The sequence below is a fragment of the Rhodococcus sp. BUPNP1 genome, from assembly GCF_002215235.1.
Classification (GTDB): Bacteria; Actinomycetota; Actinomycetes; order Mycobacteriales; family Mycobacteriaceae; genus Rhodococcus.
Genome location: NZ_NERM01000004.1, coordinates 56,024 through 69,989, shown reverse-complemented (window position 1 = coordinate 69,989; position 13,966 = coordinate 56,024). Strand labels below are relative to the sequence as shown.

General features: G+C 68.6%; 12 protein-coding genes. 5 read left to right on the top strand and 7 right to left on the bottom strand.

What is annotated here, in order from left to right; all coding sequences use genetic code 11:
- Positions 1-34: 34 nt before the first annotated feature.
- Positions 35-1,315 (bottom strand): amidohydrolase family protein, encoded by a 1,281-nt coding sequence (locus B9C99_RS05260; protein ID WP_088897169.1) that lies wholly within the window; start codon positions 1,313-1,315, stop codon positions 35-37.
- A 174-nt stretch (positions 1,316-1,489) separates the two neighbouring features.
- Here B9C99_RS05260 and B9C99_RS05255 point away from each other — a divergent pair, with 174 nt between their 5' ends.
- Positions 1,490-2,131 carry a hypothetical protein gene (locus B9C99_RS05255; protein WP_088897168.1) on the top strand — a complete coding sequence of 214 codons (642 nt, stop codon included), beginning with the start codon at positions 1,490-1,492 and terminating at the stop codon, positions 2,129-2,131.
- Positions 2,132-2,168: 37 nt separating this feature from the next.
- Here the strand turns inward: B9C99_RS05255 and ligA are convergent, their stop codons facing one another.
- The 6 genes from ligA to B9C99_RS05225 all read right to left on the bottom strand — a co-directional run bounded on the left by ligA (position 2,169) and on the right by B9C99_RS05225 (position 9,607).
- On the bottom strand, positions 2,169-4,277 hold the full coding sequence (gene ligA / locus B9C99_RS05250; protein ID WP_016696292.1) for an NAD-dependent DNA ligase LigA: 2,109 nt from the start codon (positions 4,275-4,277) through the stop codon (positions 2,169-2,171).
- Positions 4,278-4,314: 37 nt separating this feature from the next.
- A complete protein-coding gene (locus B9C99_RS05245) occupies positions 4,315-5,340 on the bottom strand; it encodes a methionine synthase (protein WP_016696291.1) in 1,026 nt (341 codons plus the stop codon).
- Positions 5,337-6,416, bottom strand: coding sequence for a tRNA 2-thiouridine(34) synthase MnmA (mnmA, locus tag B9C99_RS05240; RefSeq protein WP_088897167.1), 1,080 nt, complete (start codon positions 6,414-6,416; stop codon positions 5,337-5,339). The genes B9C99_RS05245 and mnmA overlap by 4 nt, the downstream gene beginning before the upstream one ends.
- The gene (locus B9C99_RS05235; protein WP_088897166.1) at positions 6,413-7,648 is read right to left on the bottom strand and encodes a cysteine desulfurase family protein; all 1,236 of its coding nucleotides are present in this window, start codon (positions 7,646-7,648) and stop codon (positions 6,413-6,415) included. Before B9C99_RS05235 ends, mnmA begins: the two co-directional genes overlap by 4 nt.
- 171 nt (positions 7,649-7,819) lie before the next feature.
- Positions 7,820-8,776 carry an electron transfer flavoprotein subunit alpha/FixB family protein gene (locus B9C99_RS05230; protein WP_016696288.1) on the bottom strand — a complete coding sequence of 319 codons (957 nt, stop codon included), beginning with the start codon at positions 8,774-8,776 and terminating at the stop codon, positions 7,820-7,822.
- A gap of 45 nt (positions 8,777-8,821) precedes the next feature.
- Positions 8,822-9,607: an electron transfer flavoprotein subunit beta/FixA family protein gene (locus tag B9C99_RS05225; protein WP_016696287.1), complete on the bottom strand. Its 786-nt coding sequence runs from the start codon at positions 9,605-9,607 to the stop codon at positions 8,822-8,824.
- A 223-nt stretch (positions 9,608-9,830) separates the two neighbouring features.
- On the opposite strand from B9C99_RS05225, the gene B9C99_RS05220 reads away from it, so the two are divergent.
- The 4 genes from B9C99_RS05220 to B9C99_RS05205 are packed head-to-tail and all read left to right on the top strand — an operon-like array spanning position 9,831 to position 13,961.
- A complete protein-coding gene (locus B9C99_RS05220) occupies positions 9,831-10,631 on the top strand; it encodes a bifunctional 2-polyprenyl-6-hydroxyphenol methylase/3-demethylubiquinol 3-O-methyltransferase UbiG (protein ID WP_088897165.1) in 801 nt (266 codons plus the stop codon).
- Positions 10,632-10,657: 26 nt separating this feature from the next.
- On the top strand, positions 10,658-12,178 hold the full coding sequence (locus B9C99_RS05215) for a glycoside hydrolase family 57 protein (RefSeq protein WP_088897288.1): 1,521 nt from the start codon (positions 10,658-10,660) through the stop codon (positions 12,176-12,178).
- Positions 12,175-13,422 carry a glycosyltransferase family 4 protein gene (locus tag B9C99_RS05210; protein ID WP_088897164.1) on the top strand — a complete coding sequence of 416 codons (1,248 nt, stop codon included), beginning with the start codon at positions 12,175-12,177 and terminating at the stop codon, positions 13,420-13,422. Before B9C99_RS05215 ends, B9C99_RS05210 begins: the two co-directional genes overlap by 4 nt.
- Complete coding sequence (locus tag B9C99_RS05205; protein ID WP_088897163.1) at positions 13,419-13,961, top strand: GNAT family N-acetyltransferase; 543 nt, start codon at positions 13,419-13,421, stop codon at positions 13,959-13,961. The genes B9C99_RS05210 and B9C99_RS05205 overlap by 4 nt, the downstream gene beginning before the upstream one ends.
- Positions 13,962-13,966 lie beyond the last annotated feature (5 nt).

Genomic DNA, 13,966 nt, shown 5'->3' with positions numbered 1-13,966 from the left:
AGGGCGTGGTGTCGTGTCCGCTGCGCCGCCACGGTCACAGGCTGTTCTTGACGACGTGGCCGTTCTTCACGATGACCGACAGGTTCTTTGCCGGATCGGCGATCAGGCTCAGGTCCTCGAGCGGGTTGCCATCGACGAGGAGCACGTCCGCCCAGGCGCCCTTGTCGATCACACCCCATCGGGCCTGCCGGTAGGGATCGCGTTCGCCGGCGAGCCGGAACAGTTCGGCGTTGCCGGAGGTGAGCATCCGCAGCGCGTCGAGGTTGCTGTAGTGGTCGCCGAGCCGCGCGGCCATCTCGCTCTGCCGTGGCGCGATCTGCGGTTCGAGCAGCAGATCGGTTCCCCAGGCCGTCTTCACGCCGTGCTTCTGTGCCCACTCGTAGACGTGGTCGGTGCCGGTGCAGATCTGCTTGTCCTTCTCCGCACGGTCCGGATCGGGATAGTGGTGATCGCCGAGCGCGAAGGGCTGCATCGACAACCACACCTCCTTCTCCGCGAGCAACGCGACGGTCTCTTCGTCGGCGAGGTGGCCGTGCTCGATCGACTTCACCCCGGCCGCGACCGCGCGGCGGATCCCGGTGACGTTGTAGACGTGGGTGGCCACATAGGTGCCGTAGTCGGACGCCGCCTGGACCGCGGCCCGCAGTTCCTTGTCGATGAACTGGACGGTGTACAGCGGGTCGTACATGGACGCGGCTCCGCCGCCGACCATCAGCTTGATCTGCGATGCGCCCTTCTTGAGCTGCTCGCGCACGGCTGCGAGGACCCGGTCCTCACCGTCGGCGACCCGCATGAAGCCGATCTGTTCGGCGCGGGCCTGATCCCCACCGAGGGCTGTGGGGCATTCGTAGACGAAGCCGAAGTCGCCGTGCCCGGCCGTCTGCGAGATCGCGGCCTGGGACGGGTAGATCCGGGGTCCGTCGAACAGTCCTCGGTCGATCACCGACTTGATGCTGCCGGTGTCGCCGGCCATGTCGCGGACGGCGGTGAAACCGCGCAGCAGCATGTTGCGGGCCTCCGCGAGGCCGTTGAGCGCAATGTGCGCTTCGCTGCCCATCACCATGTCGATATAGGAGTTCGCGTTGCCGACGAGGTGGACGTGCGCGTCGGACATGCCGGGCATGAGAACCCGCCCGCCACCGTCGATCACGTCGGTTTCGCGGCCGGGTTCGTCGCCGATCGGCGATGCGGACACGGCCAGGATGCGGTCTCCGTCGATCAGTACGTCGCCGGTGACGAGTTCTCCGGAAATTCCGTCGAAAACTCGCACATTACGAAAAAGGAGGCGATGTGTGGACTTACCGGTCTCCGTCATGGCTGGGACGCTAACGCGCATCGAACACGGTTTCTTACCAACCGACAAGTTTCCGGTCCAATTCACCCCGGCCATTCACCCTTTTTATGAAATATACTCTGACCTGCACCTATCTGATCGGACAGTTTCTTCCGAAAACGCACAAATTTCCAATCTCGGACTTATACTGCGCCAATGCTGATTCACCCGACATTGCGCATGCAGTCCTGGGGATTCGTCATCGGGGCCGTCCTGTTCGCATTGGGTTCGGCGCCCGGAATTGCGAGGCTTCTCGGCACCGCCGGTGCAAATACTTCGTTCTTCGTGGGTTCCTGGTTCTTCACGGGTGCAGCATTCGTCCAATTGATGCTCAGTGGGCCGGCCACCGTCACGGACAAGGGCAGCCCGGCGATCCGCGCCGACTGGCTCGCGTCGCTGATCCAGTTCATCGGTACGCTGCTGTTCAACGTCAGCACGGGAGCCGCACTGCACGCCCACACCGTCAAGGGTGAGAAGCACCTGGTGTGGAACCCCAATCTCGAAGGGTCCCTGTGCTTCCTGGTGTCGAGCGCGATCGCGTGTGCAGTCCTCTGGCGAGCGGGCTCGCATTGGGCGCCGCGCTCGAAGGACTGGATCAGCGGGTGGCTGAACATGCTCGGGTCGATCGCTTTCGGGGTCTCCGCCGTCGGTTCGTTCGTCCTCGACGACGGAAACACTCTCGATCCGAGCCTTGCCAACACCGGCACGTTCGTCGGCGCGATCTGCTTCCTGCTCGCCGCGGCGGTGTTCCTCGGCAGGCGCAGCGCCGAGGAACGCGAATCCGCAACAGCCTCCTGAGAATCCGCCGGCAGGGCACCTGCCGGCGGAGAGCGTCTCAGTTCTCCCCTTCGCGCCCTTCGAGATAGGCGCGAGCGGCGTCGGGCCCCTCGTCGAGCAGGATCCGGAAACCGTCCTCGTCGAGCACGGGTACTCCGAGATCGGCGGCCTTGTCGGCCTTCGAACCCGGATTGTCGCCGATGACGACGAAAGCCGTCTTCTTCGACACCGATCCGGCGGCCTTGCCTCCACGCGCGAGGACGGCCTCCTTGGCCTGATCGCGGGAGAATCCCGCGAGCGTGCCCGTGACCACGATCGACAGTCCTTCGAGGGTCCGCGGAATGGATTCGTCGCGTTCGTCGGCCATGCGCACGCCCGCTGTCGCCCACTTGTCGACGATGGCGACGTGCCAATCGACGGTGAACCAGTCGGTGACCGCCGCGGCGATCGTCGGTCCGACGCCCTCGACGGCCGCGAGCTCGTCGACGGACGCGGCCCGGATCCGGTCGAGGCTGCCGAACTCGGTGGCCAGCGCACGCGCAGCGGTCGGTCCGACGTGCCGGATGGACAGGGCGACGAGCACGCGCCAGAGCGGTTGTTCCTTCGCCTTGTCGAGGTTCTGCAGCAGGCGTTCGCCGTTCTTCGACAGCACGCCCTTGGTGGTGCGGAAGAACGGGATGCGTTCGAGGTCGTCCTTCGTGAGCGAGAACAGGTCGCCCTCGTCGACGATGATCTTCCCCTCGAGCAGTGCCGTGGCCGCCTCGTAGCCGAGCGCTTCGATGTCGAACGCTCCCCGGCCCGCGACGTGGAAGACCCGTTCGCGCAATTGCGCCGGGCACGACTGCGAGTTGGGGCAGCGCAGGTCGACGTCGCCCTCCTTCGCCGGGGCGAGGGTGGTACCGCATTCGGGGCACTGCGAAGGCATCTCGAAGGCGTACTCGGAGCCGTCGCGCAGGTCGACGACCGGGCCGAGCACTTCCGGGATCACGTCGCCGGCCTTGCGGATGACCACGGTGTCGCCGATGAGCACGCCCTTGCGCTCGACCTCGGACGCATTGTGGAGCGTCGCCAGCGAGACGGTGGACCCGGCGACGGTGACCGGTTCCATGTAGGCGAAGGGTGTCACGCGCCCCGTGCGCCCGACGCTGACGCGGATGTCGAGGAGCTTGGTGGTGACCTCCTCCGGCGGATACTTGTAGGCGATCGCCCACCGCGGGGCGCGGGACGTGGCACCGAGGCGGCGGTGCAGCCCCATGTCGTCGATCTTGACCACCAGGCCGTCGATCTCGTGTTCGATGTCGTGGCGGTGTTCGCCCCAGTAGCGCATCCGCTCGACGACCGCCTCGGCGCCCTGCACGCGAACGGTGTGCGGGGAGACGGGCAGGCCCCAGGCCGCGAAGGCCGCGTAGGCGTCGGACTGCGAGCGGGGTTCGAAGCCCTCCATGCGACCGTAGCCGTGGCAGTACATGCGCAGACGCCGGCGCGCGGTGACGGCCGGGTTCTTCTGCCGGAGGGAACCCGCGGCGGAATTGCGGGGATTCGCGAAGGGCGGCTTGCCTTCGGCCACCAGCCCGGCGTTGAGGGTCTGGAAGTCCTCGAGCCGGAAGAACACCTCACCGCGCACTTCGAGCAACGTCGGAATCGGGTATTCGTCGCTGCCGGTGAGCTTTTCGGGAACGTCGTCGATCGTGCGGGCGTTGAGGGTGACGTCCTCGCCCGTGCGACCGTCGCCGCGGGTGGCCGCGCGGACGAGTTTGCCGTTCTCGTAGACGAGACTCAGTGCCACACCGTCGATCTTCACCTCGCACAGATAATCTGGGTGGGTGCCGGTCTCGACCTCCGCGCGCGAGAGCCACGCGCGCAGTTCGTCCTCGTCGAAGACGTTGTCGAGGCTGAGCATGCGTTCGAGATGCGCGACGGCACCGAACTCGGTGGCGAAGCCGCCGCCGACCAGCTGGGTGGGCGAATCCGGCGTGCGGAGTTCGGTGTACTGCTCCTCGAGTGCCTGCAGTTCGCCGAGAAGCGCATCGAACTGACCGTCGGAGATGATGGGGGCGTCGCGCACGTAGTAGCGGAACTGATGCTCGCGCACCTGTTCGGCGAGATCCTGCCAGCGCTCACGCGCCTCCGGAGGAGCGGTGATGGGTGCGTCCGTCGGTTCACTCACAGCCTGCAAGCCTAGTCGAGGGGACCGACCGGAATGCTCAGAGTGTGTCGGCTTCCTCGGCGAAGGCCGACGCGACGTCGCGCAGCGAACGCAGAGCGGCCCGTGCTTTCTCCGTGGAGGCCGAGGCCAGCCCGCAGACCGGGCTCACCGCCACCGATTGCAGCACCTTCCGAGGGAACCCGAGCCGATCGATCAGCTCGACGGCCGGTGCCGCGTACTCGCGCCAGCCCGTCGAGGCCGACGCGGTGGCGGGCACGAGTCCCAGGATCGGGACCGTGCCGGAGTCGAACAGTTCGCCGAGTCCGTCCAGATCGGAGCGTCGTACGCGTCCGACGTCGAAGGCGACCGCATCGGCAGCGCTGCGCCGCAGGAAGTCGGCCGGGAAGGTCCCCGCGCAGCAGTGCACGGCGACGGAGAGCCCGGTGCCACGGATCGTCGTGTCGAGCACGTCCAGTGCTTCCGGGTCCGGCACGGCCGGGACGGTCTCGAGGACGGTCCGGCCCTTCAGCGTTCCGGCGAGCACGTCCGGCAGCGACGGTTCGTCGAGTTGCGCGACGACCCGGACCCCGAGCCGGCGGGTGATCTCGGCGGCGTGTCGTGCCAGGCCCTCCGCGAGCGATTCGGCCAGGTCGCGGACGGCGCCGCGGTCGGTGAGCACCCGTCGTCCGGTGGCGAGTTCGACGTGGGCCGCGAGGGTGAGCGGTCCGGCGGCCTGCACCTTCACGGGACGGTCGGCGTCCAGCCCGGCGCGTTCCCAGGCCTCCTCGAGAGCATCGAGGTCCTGGGCGAGCAGGTCGCGTGCCCGGGCGGCCACGCCGCCGCGTCGCGACACGAGGCGGTAGCCGGTGGTGGAGGTGTCGAGGTACATGTCGACGAGCAGGGCGCTGACCCGCCCGATCATGTCGGCACCGAGGCCGCGCGCCGGCAGTTCGACGAGGTGGGGCAGGTCGGTGAGTTCGCCGAGGACGACCGCCGCGGCTTCGCGCGGGTCCGTTCCGGGCCACGAACCGATGCCTGTCGCGAGACCGGACCACACTTCGCGGCCGGTGGCAGGTGCCGTCACCGGTCCCCTGCCGTGATGGTGCCGCTGCCGAGGACGATGTCGCCCGCAGCGTCGGGCCGGTACAGCACGGCGGCCTGACCGGCGGCGACACCGGTGAGCGGTTCGCGCAGCGAGATCTCGATGCCCGAACCCACCGCTTCGGCGACGGCCGGAGCCAGGCCACCGTGGGCGCGGACCTGGACGACGCACTCGATCGGTCCGACGGGGGCCGTGCCGGAGGTCCACACGGCACGCTCGGCCCGGATCGACTCGACCTTCAGCTGTTCGGCGCTGCCGACCCGCACGATGCCGCTCTCGGGTTCGATCGCGGTGACGTAGCGGGGGCGGCCGTCCGGTCCGGGCCCGGCGATGCCGAGTCCCTTGCGCTGACCGATGGTGAAACCGTGCACGCCCTCGTGCTGCGCGAGCACCTCACCCGAACGGTCGTCCACGACGGCGCCGGGACGCAAACCGATGCGGGCGCCGAGGAAGGCGCGGGTGTCGCCCGACGGGATGAAGCAGATGTCGTGACTGTCGGGCTTGTTCGCCACGGCGAGTCCGCGTTCGGCGGCCTCCTCGCGGATCCGGCTCTTGGGGGTGTCGCCGACGGGGAACACCGCACGCGACAACTGTTGCGCGGTGAGCACGGCCAGCACGTACGACTGGTCCTTGTCGGCGTCGACGGCGCGGCGCAGCACTCCGTCGTTCAATTGCGCGTAGTGACCGGTGGCAACGGCGTCGAAGCCGAGCGCAACGGCACGGTCGGCCAACGCCGAGAACTTGATCTTCTCGTTGCAGCGCAGGCACGGATTCGGGGTCTCACCCGCGGCGTAGGACGCGACGAAGTCGTCGATCACGTCCTCCTTGAAGCGGTCTGCGAAATCCCAGACGTAGAACGGGATTCCGAGCACGTCGGCGGCGCGGCGGGCGTCGCCGGCGTCCTCCTTCGAGCAGCATCCGCGCGAACCGGTACGCAGCGTGCCCGGCGCGGTCGACAACGCGAGATGCACTCCCACCACGTCGTGTCCGGCCTCGACCATGCGGGCGGCGGCGACCGCCGAGTCCACACCGCCGCTCATTGCCGCAAGAATCCTCATCTCCGGTCACCTCCTCGTCCACCGGCGCTCGCCAGTCCGGCGGCGCGAGCCCTGTCCACCACGGAAGGGAGAGTTTCGATCAGTTTTTCGATGTCATCACGGGTTGTGGTGTGCCCCAACGAAAATCGGAGCGAACCGCGTGCCGTGATCGGGTCCGCCCCCATCGCGACGAGCACGTGACTCGCCCGCGCGACCCCGGCGGTGCACGCCGACCCGGTCGAGCATTCGATACCGGCCGCGTCGAGCAACATCAGCAGCGAATCCCCTTCGCATCCGGGGAAGGTGAAGTGCGCGTTGTTGGGCAGTCGCCCCGCCTCGCGAGGACCGTTGAGGATCGCATCGGGGATCGCCGCCTCGACACCCTCGACGAGAAGATCGCGCAGGCGCGCGAGTTCGGCGGTGCGGCCGGGCAGATCCGAGGTGACCTCGCGCAGCGCGGCGGCCATCGCCACGATGGACGCGGTGTCCTGCGTCCCGGACCGCACGTCGCGTTCGTGGCCTCCGCCGTGGGCGAGCGGCACGCACGGCACCTGCCTGCCGAGCAGCAGCGCTCCCACTCCCTGCGGCCCACCGAACTTGTGGGCGGCCAGGGTCAGAGCCGACAGTCCGCTCGCGGTGAAGTCGACCGGCAGATGCGCGACCGCCTGCACGGCGTCGCTGTGCATCGGGACGTCGAACTCGGCGGCGACCGCAGCGAGTTCGGCGATCGGCATGACGGTGCCGACCTCGTTGTTCGCCCACATCACGGACACGAGGGCGACCTCGTCGGCGTGGCGCGTGAGTTCCTCACGGAGCGTGGTGGGATCGACGCGGCCGGACCCGTCGACCGGCAGCCACGTCACCTGGGCGTCCTCGTGCTCGACGAGCCATTCGACGGCGTCGAGCACGGCGTGGTGTTCGACCGCGCTCGCGAGGATCCGGCGGCGCCGGGGATCCTGGGCGCGGCGGCCCCAGTAGATGCCCTTGACGGCGAGGTTGTCGCCCTCGGTACCACCGGAGACGAAGATCACCTCGGAAGGTCGGGCGCCGAGGGCGGCCGCGATCGACTCCCGCGACTCCTCGATGCGCCGGCGCGCTGCGCGCCCCGATCCGTGCAGGGAGGACGCGTTTCCGACGGTGGTGAGGACCGACGTCATCGCCTCGACGGCCGCAGGAAGCATCGGCGTCGTCGCGGCGTGATCGAGGTAGACGGTCGTGGAGGTACCGGAGGGACCGGCGGCGGGCGAGGTCATGACCGATCCAGGATAGCGGGTCGACGCAGGTGCCCGTCGCGCTCAGGGGGTCGGCGAACGGGCGAGATCCGGCACACCCCAGGTCGAGCGGGTGGACACCCCACCGAACGCACGCGGCCCCGCTCCTTTCGAAGGAGCGGGGCCGCGCAGGGATCGATCTGCCGGAGCGGATCAGCCCTTGTGCTTCTTGACCTCTTCGGTCAGCTGCGGAGCGACGTTGAACAGGTCGCCGACGACGCCGTAGTCCGCGATCTCGAAGATCGGGGCCTCTTCGTCCTTGTTGACGGCGACGATGGTCTTCGACGTCTGCATGCCGGCGCGGTGCTGGATGGCGCCGGAGATGCCGAGCGCGACGTACAGCTGCGGGGAGACCGTCTTACCGGTCTGACCGACCTGGAACTGGCCCGGGTAGTAGCCGGAGTCGACGGCGGCACGGGAAGCACCGACGGCGGCACCGAGCGAGTCGGCGAGCTCCTCGACGACGGAGAACTTGTCGGCCGAACCGACACCGCGGCCACCGGAGACGACGATCGACGCCTCGGTGAGCTCCGGACGGTCGCCACCGACGATCGGATCGCGCGAGACGATCTTCACGGCGTTCTCTTCCTGGGCCGGAACCTCGACGGCCACGCGCTCGGCGGCCGCAGCCTCGGGCTTGGCCTCGATGGCGCCCGGGCGGACGGAGATCACGGGGACCTCACCGTTGGCCTTGGCGTCGACGGTGAACGCGCCACCGAAGATCGAGTGCACGGCGGAGCCGTCGGCCTTGACGTCGACGACGTCGACGAGCAGACCGGAGCCGATGCGGGCGGCGAGGCGGCCCGACACCTCCTTGCCCTCGACGGACGCGGCGGTGATGACGGCGGCGGGGCTGGTGGACTCGACGAGCGACGCGAGGACGTCGACCTTCGGGGTCACCAGGTAGTTGTCGACGTCTTCGGACTCGGCGGCGTAGACCTTGACCGCACCGGCGGCGGCGAGTGCGTCCTGCAGCGCGTCGGCGGTGCCGGGGGCACCCGCGACGACGGCGGAGGGCTCGCCGAGCACACGCGCGGCGGTGATGAGTTCGGTGCTGACCTTCTTGAGCGCGCCCTCGGCATGCTCGACGAGCACGAGTACTTCTGCCATTACTACTTCTCTCCTAGATATGTCAGATGTTGTCGCGGGGCGCGATCAGATGATCTTCTGGCCGACCAGGTACTGAGCGATCTTGCTGCCGCCGTCGCCCTCGTCGGTGACGCGCTCACCCGCGGTGCGCGGGGGCTTCGGGGTCACACCGGTGACGGTGGACGCGGCGTTGGCAACACCGAAGATCTCGGGATCGAGACCGATCTCGGCGAGGGTGAGGGTCTGAACTTCCTTCTTCTTGGCGGCCATGATGCCCTTGAAGGAGGGGAAGCGGGGCTCGTTGATCTTCTCGGTGACCGAGACGATGGCGGGGAGCGGAGCCTCGATGCCGAAGACACCCTCGTCGGTCTCGCGCTCGCCGGTGGCCTTGCCGTCCGCGATCGTGAGCTTGCGCAGGTGCGTCAGGTGGGGCAGGCCCAGGTACTCGGCGATGATCGCGGGCACGGCGCCCACGCGACCATCGGTGGCCTCGTTACCGGCGATGACCAGCTCGACACCCTCGATCTGGCCGAGAGCAGCGGCGATCGCGTACGCGGTCTGGATCGAGTCCGAGCCGTGCATGGCCGGATCGTTGAGGTGGATCGCCTTGTCGGCGCCCATGGACAGCGCCTTGCGGATGGCGTCGGTGGCGCGGTCCGGGCCGGCGGTCAGAACGGTGACCTCGCCGCCGTCGCGCTCCTTGATGAGCAGAGCTTCCTCGACGGCGCGCTCGTTGATCTCGTCGAGCACGGCGTCGGCGGCCTCACGGTCGAGCGTGTAGTCGCCGTCGCTGAGCTTGCGCTCGGACCACGTGTCGGGGACCTGCTTGATCAAAACGACGATGTTCGTCATGGGTCTGCGTCGACCTCCTGTGTGTAGCTGCCTTTGGTCGGCAAGGCGCTGCCTGAACCGAGCACTCGTGTCTTTCGCACGGCGTGTGCGATAGATTATCAGCCGCTAAGTTACCAGTCAGTAACTTGACGGGATTCCCGGTTCACCATAGCCGTACGGAAGGACGACGAAACCTGTGATCTGGAACACCGGAGACCACCCCTCCGGGGAGAGGTCTAATGTCGTGGCGGTGAGCGACACCCCCGCCCGCGCCGACGACGCGCACACCCTCCCCCTCACCGGCGAACGGACGGTCCCCGGCATCGCCGAGGAGAACTATTGGTTCCGACGTCACGAGGTCGTCTACCAGCACTTTCTCCCCCGTTGCGAGAACCGGACCGTGCTCGAGGCCGGTGCCGGCGAAGGCTACGGAGCCGACATGATCGCCGACGTCGCGACGCGCGTGATCGGCCTCGACTACGACGAGAGCGCCGTCGCACACATCCGCGCGCGCTACCCCCGCGTCGACATGCGGCACGGAAATCTCGCCGAGCTTCCCCTCGAGGACGATTCGGTCGATACGGTCGTGAACTTCCAGGTGATCGAGCATCTGTGGGATCAGACACAGTTCCTACGTGAATGTCACCGCGTTCTCACTCCCGGCGGCGAGTTGCTCATCAGTACCCCCAACCGCATCACCTTCTCCCCCGGCCGCGACACCCCGCTCAATCCCTTCCACACCCGCGAGCTGAACGCCGCCGAACTGGCCGAACTTCTCGAGGACGCCGGCTTCCGCGTCGAACTCATGACCGGCGTGCACCACGGCCCCGCGCTGCGCGCACTCGATGCCAAGCACGGCGGATCGTTCATCGACGCCCAGATCGAGCGCGCCCTCGCCGGGCAGCCGTGGCCGGACGACCTCACCGCCGACGTCGCCATGGTCTCCACCGACGACTTCACCATCGTCCCCGAGAGCATCGATGCGAGCCTCGATCTCGTCGCGATCGCCGTGAAGGACCCCGCAGCGAAGGACACCGCGCCGTGAGTGCCGCATCGTCCCGTGAGCCCGGCATGTTCGCGCTCGTCCTCCACTCCCACCTCCCCTGGCTCGCCCATCACGGCCGGTGGCCCGTCGGCGAGGAATGGCTCTACCAGTCGTGGGCAGCGACCTATCTGCCCGTCACCGACGTGCTGCGGCGACTCGCCGCCGAAGGCCGGACCCGGATGCTCACACTCGGCATCACCCCGGTACTGGCCGCGCAACTCGACGACCCGCACTGCCTCGCCGGGATGCACCACTGGCTCGGCAACTGGCAGCTGCGCGCGCACGAGGCCGCCGGCATGCGGGAGGAGTCCTACCGCGCGCTCGGCGCCCGCGAGCACCGCGCCGCCACCGCGGCACTGGAGGACTTCGAAACGCATTGGCGCCACGGCGGATCCCCCGTCGTGCGGCAGTTGATCGACGCCGACGCGATCGAACTGCTCGGTGGGCCTCTCGCCCATCCGTTCCAGCCTCTCCTCGACCCGCGACTACGCGCCTTCTCGCTGTCCGAGGGCCTCGCCGACGCCCACGCCCGCTGGAACCATCACCCGCGCGGCATCTGGGGTCCGGAGTGCGGTTACACGCCGGGCATGGAGAACGGTTACGCCGCAGCGGGAGTCGAGCACTTCATGGTCGACGGTCCCGCACTGCGCGGCGACACCTCGCTCGGCCGCACGGTCCGCGACTCCGACGTCGTGTGCTTCGGCCGCGACCTGCAGGTCTCGTACCGGGTGTGGTCGCCGAAGTCCGGCTACCCCGGCCACTCCGCCTACCGCGACTTCCACACCTACTGCCACGACACCGGACTCAAGCCGTCCCGCGTCACGGGCCGCACGGTGCCCTCCCACGAGAAGGCCCCCTACGATCCCGAACTCGCGTCGCAGGCCGTCGACCGGCACGTCGCCGACTTCGTCGAGACCGTCCGGCAGCGACTGCGCAGCGAATCCGACCGCATCGGCCGGGACGCACTCGTCGTCGCAGCCTTCGACACGGAACTGTTCGGCCACTGGTGGTTCGAAGGACCGCTCTTCCTCGAACGACTGCTCCGCGCTCTTCCCGAGGCCGGCATCGAGGTGGGAACCCTCGCCGATGCCCGCGACCGCGGATACGTCGGCGCCTCCGTCGATCTCGAGAACTCGTCGTGGGGTTCGGGCAAGGACTGGCGGGTCTGGGCCGGCGACCAGGTCGCCGATCTCGTGCGTCTCAACGACGAAGTGGTGCGCACGACCCTCGACAGCATCGACAAGTCCCGCGAACAGAGCACGTCGTCGGTCGCGCTCCGTAACCGCGTGCACGACCAAATGCTGCGCGAAGCACTGCTGACGGTCTCCAGCGACTGGGCGTTCATGGTCAGCAAGGACACCGCCGCCGCCTACGCCCGCGACCGCGCGCACAAACACGCCCATGCCCTGCGTGAGATCGCCGAGGCGGTCGACTCCGGACGCACCGAGACGGCACAGCGTCTGGCCGACGGATGGAACCGCGCCGACAATCTCTTCCCAGGACTCGACGCCCGACGACTGCCCGGACGCCACGGAGGCCCGCGATGAAGATCCTGCTCGTCTCATGGGAGTACCCACCCGTCGTCGTCGGCGGCCTGGGCAGACACGTCCACCATCTCGCCACCGAACTCGCCGCGGCGGGCAACGAGGTGGTGGTGCTGTCACGTCGTCCGACCGGCACCGATGCGTCGACCCACCCCACGATCAGCCACATCGCCGACGGCGTGCTCGTGGTGGCGGTCGCGGAGGACGCACCCCACTTCGACTTCGGCGAGGACATGATCGCCTGGACCCTGGCGATGGGCCACGCGATGGTCCGCGCCGGGATCGGACTGAGCCGCGGCGGTATCGGCGAGGGCTGGTATCCCGACGTCGTCCACGCCCACGACTGGCTCGTCGCCCACCCCGCGATCGCGCTGGCCGAGTACTTCGACGTGCCGCTCGTGTCGACCCTGCACGCGACCGAGGCCGGTCGCCACAGCGGTTGGCTGTCGGGCCGGATCAACCGGCAGGTGCATTCCGTCGAGTGGTGGCTCGCCAACGAGTCCGACCGTCTCATCACCTGTTCGGCATCGATGCACGACGAGGTCACCGAGCTGTACGGCCCGGACCTGCCGGAGATCTCGGTGATCCGCAACGGCATCGACATCACCACCTGGTCGTACCGCGAACGTGAGCCGCGTCCCGGGCCGGCACGACTGCTCTACGTCGGTCGCCTCGAATACGAGAAGGGTGTGCAGGACGCGATCGCCGCGCTCCCCCGCATCCGCCGCTCGCATCCCGGTACGACCCTCGTGGTCGCCGGTGAGGGCACCCAGTTCGAGTGGCTGCGCGAGCAGGCACGCGTGCACCGCGTCGCACGTTCGGTGAGTTTCCTCGGCAATCTCGACCACACCGAGCTTCTCGGCTGGTTGCACGGCGCCGACGCGATCGTGCTGCCGAGCCGGTACGAGCCGTTCGGCATCATCGCCCTCGAGGCCGCGGCGGCGGGTATCCCGCTCATCGCGTCCACCGCCGGTGGCCTGGGCGAAGCCGTGGTCGACGGCGTGACCGGATTGTCGTTCCAGCCCGGCGACGTGGCCGGACTCGTCTCGGCCGTCCGGGAGACCCTCGACGATCCCGACGCCGCGCAGGTGCGTGCGCGGGCCGCCCGGTCACGACTGACCGACGACTTCGACTGGCGCCGCGTCGCCGAGGAGACCGCGCAGGTCTACTCGTCGGCGAAGCGGCGGGTGCGGCACCCCCTCGCACGCCCCGCGATCCCGCAGCGCCCACTCCCGGATCGCGGATGAACGAGCAGCACACGGTCGAGGTCGAGCGCCTCGCACCGCACGAATCCGACGTCGTGGCCGTCACCGAACTGCTCAACGCGGTCTACGCGGTGGCCGAGGACGGCATGTGGGTACCGGGCACCACGCGGACCGACACGGACGAGATCACCCGGTACGCGCGGGAGGGCAGCATGCGCATCGCCCGCTCGCACGGCCGGGTGGTCGGCTGTATCCGCGTGACCCGGATCGACGCGACGACAGCCGAGTTCGGGATGCTCGCCTCCGACCCGAAGGTCCGCGGCACCGGCGTCGGCCGCCTCCTGATCGACACCGTCGAGACGGAGTTCGCCGAACAAGGATTCGAGACGATGCAGCTCGAGGTGATCCGCCCACGCGACACCTCGCACGAGTCGAAGGTGTTCCTCGACCGGCTCTACACCCGGCTCGGGTACGTGCCGGAGGATCCCGCGCCGCTCGATACGCGCCATCCGGAACTCGCTCCGGCGCTTGCAGTTCCGTGCGAGACGGTCGTGTACCGGAAGCCTCTGCGTCGCCCCTGAGCCGA

Excerpts from the sequence above, each read along its gene's own strand:
- B9C99_RS05260 (WP_088897169.1), bottom strand. The coding sequence starts at position 1,315 with ATGACGGAGACCGGTAAGTCCACACATCGCCTCCTTTTTCGTAATGTG.
- B9C99_RS05255 (WP_088897168.1), top strand. The coding sequence starts at position 1,490 with ATGCTGATTCACCCGACATTGCGCATGCAGTCCTGGGGATTCGTCATC.
- mnmA (WP_088897167.1), bottom strand. The coding sequence starts at position 6,416 with ATGAGGATTCTTGCGGCAATGAGCGGCGGTGTGGACTCGGCGGTCGCC.
- B9C99_RS05235 (WP_088897166.1), bottom strand. The coding sequence starts at position 7,648 with ATGACCTCGCCCGCCGCCGGTCCCTCCGGTACCTCCACGACCGTCTAC.
- B9C99_RS05230 (WP_016696288.1), bottom strand. The coding sequence starts at position 8,776 with ATGGCAGAAGTACTCGTGCTCGTCGAGCATGCCGAGGGCGCGCTCAAG.
- B9C99_RS05225 (WP_016696287.1), bottom strand. The coding sequence starts at position 9,607 with ATGACGAACATCGTCGTTTTGATCAAGCAGGTCCCCGACACGTGGTCC.
- B9C99_RS05215 (WP_088897288.1), top strand. The coding sequence starts at position 10,658 with ATGTTCGCGCTCGTCCTCCACTCCCACCTCCCCTGGCTCGCCCATCAC.
- B9C99_RS05210 (WP_088897164.1), top strand. The coding sequence starts at position 12,175 with ATGAAGATCCTGCTCGTCTCATGGGAGTACCCACCCGTCGTCGTCGGC.
- B9C99_RS05205 (WP_088897163.1), top strand. The coding sequence starts at position 13,419 with ATGAACGAGCAGCACACGGTCGAGGTCGAGCGCCTCGCACCGCACGAA.